This is a genomic window from Pusillimonas sp. (genome assembly GCF_029263785.1).
In the GTDB taxonomy this organism is placed as follows: domain Bacteria; phylum Pseudomonadota; class Gammaproteobacteria; order Burkholderiales; family Burkholderiaceae_B; genus Pusillimonas.
Map to the genome: position 1 here is coordinate 1 of NZ_JAJUFE010000082.1, position 6315 is coordinate 6315.

Annotated in this window: 5 protein-coding genes; 2 read left to right on the forward strand and 3 right to left on the reverse strand. The window is 57.6% G+C overall.

What is annotated here, in order from left to right:
• A partial coding sequence (locus tag Q1J88_RS12585; RefSeq protein ID WP_301118072.1) for a hypothetical protein occupies positions 1-422 on the forward strand: 422 nt, incomplete at its 5' end.
• Positions 423-474: 52 nt separating this feature from the next.
• On the opposite strand, the gene Q1J88_RS12590 is transcribed toward Q1J88_RS12585, so the two are convergent.
• Positions 475-924 carry an A24 family peptidase gene (locus Q1J88_RS12590; protein WP_301118076.1) on the reverse strand — a complete coding sequence of 150 codons (450 nt, stop codon included), beginning with the start codon at positions 922-924 and terminating at the stop codon, positions 475-477.
• A gap of 442 nt (positions 925-1366) precedes the next feature.
• On the opposite strand from Q1J88_RS12590, the gene Q1J88_RS12595 reads away from it, so the two are divergent.
• Entirely contained in the window at positions 1367-3538 is a 2172-nt protein-coding gene (locus Q1J88_RS12595) for a sulfatase-like hydrolase/transferase (RefSeq protein WP_301118073.1), read from the forward strand.
• 16 nt (positions 3539-3554) lie between these two features.
• Here the strand turns inward: Q1J88_RS12595 and Q1J88_RS12600 are convergent, their stop codons facing one another.
• Both Q1J88_RS12600 and Q1J88_RS12605 read right to left on the reverse strand, forming a co-directional pair.
• On the reverse strand, positions 3555-4694 hold the full coding sequence (locus Q1J88_RS12600) for a formylglycine-generating enzyme family protein (protein WP_301118074.1): 1140 nt from the start codon (positions 4692-4694) through the stop codon (positions 3555-3557).
• 68 nt (positions 4695-4762) lie between these two features.
• A partial coding sequence (locus Q1J88_RS12605; RefSeq protein WP_301118075.1) for an arylsulfatase occupies positions 4763-6315 on the reverse strand: 1553 nt, incomplete at its 5' end.

A 6315-nucleotide genomic window follows, 5' to 3' on the forward strand; every position in this document is an offset into this window, starting at 1 on the left:
ACCAACGGGGGCCAAGGTTGCTTCAGGCCGCTGCCATGCTTGCAGTTGCGGTGGGTGTCGGTCTTTGGGCTGCACTTCTTCTTGCGCCACGGCCGTTGGCGGCACCGCCTGCACTCACATTGGGCGAGGCGCCAGGCCAGGATATCTCGCCAGTTGCAAACTGGTTCGGCAGTGGTACGGCCCGGCTGCGCGTCAACGTGGTCGGCCTTATTGCAGCCGGCGATCGCGGTGCAGCACTATTATCCATTAACGGCGAGCCTGCCAGAGCCTATAAGGTTGGCCAGGCACTGGCCCAGGGTGTCACGCTTGCCGGTGTCAGTGCAACGGGTGTTTCACTGGATCAGGACGGGATCATCGAAGATGTATCCATAGCCGCAGCAGCGGCAGTGCCGCTGGGGTTTGTCACTGTGACGCAGCCCTGATGACTCGCCGCGCTTTCTTACGGCATCGACGTGACGAAGCCGCTGCGGCATGTCAGAAGAACGGCATGATGGGGGGAGTCAGATTTATCAGGGCCGCAATACCTGTCAAGGCCAGGTAAGGGCCAAAACTGAACGACTCGCCGGCTTGGAGTCGCCCAGCCAGGCGCCGGGCAAAAGCGACAATCAAAGCCAATACTGACGCGACCAGCAGCAGCCAGGGCAACGACGTCCATCCCAGCCAGGCTCCGAGCGCCGCAAGCAACTTGAAGTCACCACGCCCCATCCCTTGACGCCGGGTGAATGCAAAGAAAGCTGCGTTCAGCAACCATAAGGACAAATATCCGGCAGCGGCCCCAATGACGGCATCAGCCAGTGACGCGAAGGTGCCGTTTATATTCACCAGCAGACCCGTCCAGAGCAAGGGCAAGGTCAATGCATCGGGAAGAAATCCGGTTTCCGCATCGATCCAGGCCAGAGTCAGTAAACAGGCACTGAAACCCATTGCTGCCAAACTGGCCGTCGTTGCCCCGAATCGCCATGCGCAGACTGCAGCACTAGAAAGTGTCAGGAGGACGAAGAGCGCCCGGAGATTCCGGTGCCCTGACGTAGGTTCGCTGCCAAGCGACGGATCGAGATGACGAGGCAGGATAAAGGCCAGCTTGCTTAAGGGGAAACTTATCAACAAAGCAAACACTACCGCCGTCATCAACCACGTTCCCGCTGATATTTGCCACGGTTCCCACAGATTCACGGCACTAGTCCAAATAAATTGTTGAATTTTGTCATGACTGGAAAATACAATGCAGTTGTGATTTTAGGGCACGCTTGTAGTCGGCAAGCGTGATCTGCAGGGCTGGACCTTCGGCCTGGACAGCCGGTAACTGCTGGGATTCCAGGTAAAGTTCGTGAGCAGTGCCAGGTCAGGCCGCAAACGGGAGAATAACTTGAATAAAGGTGTTTCGGCGGTATTGGCAGCGACTTTGTCCGCCCTATTTCTGACGTCTTGCGGAAGCAGCGGAAGCGATACCGCTTCCGGCAATGCGCCGCCCAACATCTTGTTTATTGTCCTGGATGATCTGGGCGTCGATCAGCTGTCGACTTTTGGTTATGGGGGGCCGCTCGAAGAAGGACGGCCCAAAACCCCCACCATCGATACCCTGGCCATGGCCGGCCTCAGATTTCGCAACGCCTGGTCGATGCCCACCTGCACACCCAGTCGTGCTACGTATTTCAGCGGTCGATATCCATTCAGAACAGATGTCAAGAACGCCATTGTCTCGACCGATCTGGCAAATTCCCAAGTATCTCCCTTCGAGGCAACCACTCCGAAGCTTCTCAAGCAAAAGGGCTACACCAACGCCCTGATCGGAAAGATGCATCTGTCTGGCTCCGACCAGAACCCGGACCACAATCCGCTGGGCAATGGCGTGATGCATGAACTGGGATGGGATTATTTCGCGGGTTACCTGGATGGCGGCCCGTATCCTATCGACCAGACGGCGGGCGGAGCCAATCACCATAACGGCGCCACGTACGGCTGCGGCTTCGTGCCGACATTGGCTGTTGATCCAGCCAACGGAGCTGACACAGGTGCTTGCTACCAGCCAGATGGCAGCTGCAGCGAAGTATCAACCCTGGATGCCGATATTCCCGGGCTGGCTTGTGTGGCAGACGGCGGCCTGTTTGATCCCGGGCAGTCCTGCCAGTCATCTGTGCCTGCGTATCTCAACTTCACCAAGCAAAACGGCTACTACACGAGCGAGCTCGTCATCAATCATCCAGATGGCAAGGTGGAAGTCATGCCGCCCGAGCACCCCCGTGGCCGACAGTATCGAACCATTCTGGAGACGGATCTGGCCGTAGACTGGGTGAAGCAGCAGCCCGCGGGCAAGCCCTGGATGCTGAGCGTGGGATACTCCGCCATTCATACGCCCTTGCAGCCGCCCCCGACAAGCCTGTTGCCCGAAGCGGCAGCACAGATTGGAGCCTACACCTGCGGAGTAACGACAGATGACAGTTCGGGTACGCTGGAGCAGCGCAAGCTCACCACGCATATGCTCGAGGCGCTAGATAAGGAAATCGGTCGCCTTCTGGTCGAAATCGGCCTGGCAAAGTACAAAACTGACGGCTCGCTGGATTACCGGCCCCAGGACACCAATACCGTGGTGATAGTAACGGGCGACAACGGTACTTACGGACCCAGCGTGAAATTTCCCTTCAATCCGGTGCGGGCTAAGGGCTTTCCGTATCAGACCGGAGTGTGGGTGCCGCTGATTGTGGCGGGCCCCATGGTTCAGGAGCCGGGCCGCGAGATCGAACATATGGTCAACTCGGCAGACATGTATAGCTTTTTCAGCGAACTGGCAGGCATTGATCTTAAAGATGCTCTGCCCGCGTCCCGGCAGGTGGATGCCGAACCCGTATTGCCGTACCTGACAGATCCGGGCCGCGATTCCATTCGGGAATACAACTACACCGAGATGGGCACCAATATTGCAGCTTCCAGTGCTCCACCTTGCGTGCTTCCGCTATATAACGTGTGTGTGCAGATATTCCCGCAGAAGGAAGTGTGCGAAGACCAGAGTGGTATTTGGTATGGGCCGGGAAGTAGCGCCAGGCCGGAGGGCTTCGGCTCGTGTTGCGCGGTCAATGAGTATCTGGGTGACGACGCGGTCGACATCATGCCTGATTCACAGAAAGCACTGCGCAACGAGTTCTTCAAGCTGGTTCGGATCGACCGCATGAACTGCAGTAGCGGACAACTGGAATCAAGTGACGAACTTTACGCCGTGAACCAGAACGTACCGTTGCCCAAGCTGGACAACGGGCCGAGTAACCTTCTGCCACCCGGGCCTCATTGGACGCCCGAAATACAGCAAAATTACGACACGCTCAAGACGAAACTGGACACCTTGCTGGCCAGCCGCATCGACTGTCCAGGAGACGGCAATCTCGACCTGGTGGTAGACGAGGAAGATGTCCGGAACTGGAAGCATTTCAGTACCCAGAATGGAGGGCATTCAAGCTGGTATGACTTCAACCACGACGGTCTGACAGATGAGACTGATCTGCAGATCATCACTCAGAATATGGGCCGGGATTGCCGGCCCACCTGAGCAAGCTGAAGAACGATTATTTTGAAGCCTGCGCCACCATCTTGGGGGATGGTGGCGGCGCATCCTTGACCAGGCGAAATCCCACGTGAGACATGGGACTATGTGGATCGGATCCGCGCCTTGCGCTGGGGCGGTATGAAAGACAGTAACTTTCGTTGCACAGGAAGGAACCGCCGCGTATGACCCGTTTGGGCGCATCAACGGGAACCCCTGGGTCGGCGGGATCAAAGGACGCATCGGGGCCCTTGGGGTTTTTTACAAGCGTTTTGGATTCAGCCTGCTTCGCGAAGTAATCGGCCGCATACCAGTCAGCCACCCATTGCCAGGCATTGCCGGTCATGTCATATAGGCCGTAGCCGTTCGGAAGAAAGGTCCGTACAGGCACAGTGCCTTCAGCACCGCCTGCCTTGGGGCTAATGACGGGAAACGTGCCCTGCTGTTCCGTATCCCAGTAATTGGCCATCGGCTTTCCGTCAGGCATGAGCTCGTCGCCCCATGTGTAGGTTGCCTGTTCCAGCCCGCCGCGCGCGGCGTATTCCCATTCCGCTTCCGTCGGCAGGCGCTTGCCGGCCCATTTCGCGTAGGCCAAGGCATCTTCATAGCTGATCTGGACCACTGGATGATCGCCCTTGCCTTCTATGCTGCTGCCGGGACCTTGAGGGTGACGCCAATTGGCGCCAGGGACGTAACGCCACCACTGGGAGTAATCTCGCAGGTCGACTGGGCGAGAGGTACCGACGAACACCATGGCGCCCGGCACAAGCACGTCGTCGGGCGGCTTTGGGATGCCTGGGGGCAACTGTACGCGGATGGTCTCCCAGTCGGGCTTGCGCTCGGCCGTAGTGACGTAACCGGTCTGCCTGACGAATTCGGCGAACTCGTCGTTTGTGACATGGGTGACGTCCATCCAGAAACCGTCTACGTGTACGGGATGAGCCGGCTTCTCGTTGTTTTGGGCCAGCCTGCTGTCGCTACCCATCTGAAACCTGCCTGGGGGTACCCAGGCCATATTGGCCGGTGTCGAGACGCCGTCTCCAAGAATGACTACCGGCTGTGGTGAAGCTTGCGACGTGGACGAGTTCCACGTGGTCAGGCCGGCCGTGGCCAATACGGCTAGCGTGACTGCGCCAAGCACCAACAGTTTTCGTCGTGACATGTGAATAGAGTGCATTGTTTAGAAAGGAATCGACCCGCCCGGTTCCAGGGGCGAGTCGATCAAGGACATTAGTAGATGCTGTATGTCCGGTCGCAGGTTGTATTCAAGTTGTTCAGAATAACTTGTTCGTCCAGGTGGTTGGTTTCGCCGTCGCGCGGAGCGTCGGTAACAAAGTCGTAGACGCTGGACGAACCCCATTCGTTGGCAATGCGCCGCCAGTTCGAGAGGTCTTTGGCATCGACTACGCCGTCCATGTTTCCGTCGCCGGGGCAATCCGGATTCGAAGCAAGCATGTCGTCGAGCAGCACAACAAGCTTGTTATAGGCTTCTTGTGCTTCCGGATCTTTGGCCTTGCCCTGTCCGACCAGCAAGTTGTCGCCCTCACGGTCCAGTTTGGGTTTCGGCGCTGCCTGATCAACGATGTAGAGCTCCTCAACCATTTCTTCGATGTATTCACCTTCGACGAAGTCCTTGCTCTGATTTCGTACCAGTTTGTACTTGTCGTCGCGTATGGCAATTGTTGATTCCGGAACAAGGGTCAGGGCCGGTTGCCTTGGGGTTGCGTAGTACCTGGCCTTGTTCACGTCGGCGCACGAGGCATATCCGGCCCTTTCAGGTTCGGTAGGTATGACGCTGGGATCGGTATAGCCCTCACCCCAGTACACGCCCTGGTTGTCTTCGCAGACACTCTTGGAGGTCGGTATGACGGTGCAGGCAGTTTCGATGACGCAAGGACCGTTCCTGCCTCCATTGGCCTGCAGGTTGAGTCCGCCCATGGTGAAGTTGATGGTGCGCAGGCTGCCCTGCTCGGGATCCTTGAGGTAAGGCAGGATGCCGACCGAGTCGACGGTGTGTGGCACTTCCTTGTGCACGTCCAGTCCGGCAAGCTCACCAAAAAACTGGAATAAATCGACCATATTGACCATGTGATCGACTTCGCGGTCGGGTTGGGCAACTTGTGGCCCCGCAATGATCAGAGGATCCCAGACGCCGGTTTGGTAGGCTGTCCCCTTTGCCCGGGTGGGGTCGAATGGTGCTTTTACCGCAGTCGCCAGGGATCCGTTGTCTCCGACGATGACAATAACCGTGTTGGTCTTGGTCGGATCGTAATTGAGGCTGCCGTCCTGGTTGTACGAGGCCAACCCGGTTTCGACCAGCAAACGCCCGAATTCGGTATCCATGGCCTCGGTCATGCGGTCCTGAATAATACGCACCCCAACGCTGCCGTTATCATTGGTGGTAGTGCAGCTGAGGTGGTCCAGCGGCTCTACGTGACCGGCGAGCAGCCTTTTGGGTGGCTGTTGCCAGGGTGTGTGAGCGGCACTGTAGCTGACAGTCGCCATCCACGGCTTGTCGGCAGGTCGCGAGTTGATCCACTCGATGGCGGCATCGGTTTCGATGGTCGTGCGATAGCCACGAGCACGAGGATCCGTCAAAGGAACTTTCTCGACCTGGCCTTTATCGATGATTACCAGCGGCGAAACATAATAGGCATTGAGCGTGTCGAACGTCAGGTAATCCGGTGGTGTGCCACAAGTCTTTTCGTGGGGCACGAGAATTCCGCCTGATTCCAGACATTGCAGTCCAGGGGCGTCCTGATCGGGCGAGCTGCGCTCAATAA

Bases quoted from the DNA above. Each gene is read 5' to 3' on its own strand.
- Q1J88_RS12600 (WP_301118074.1), bottom strand. From the start codon at position 4,694: ATGTCACGACGAAAACTGTTGGTGCTTGGCGCAGTCACGCTAGCCGTA.
- Q1J88_RS12590 (WP_301118076.1), bottom strand. From the start codon at position 924: ATGGGTTTCAGTGCCTGTTTACTGACTCTGGCCTGGATCGATGCGGAA.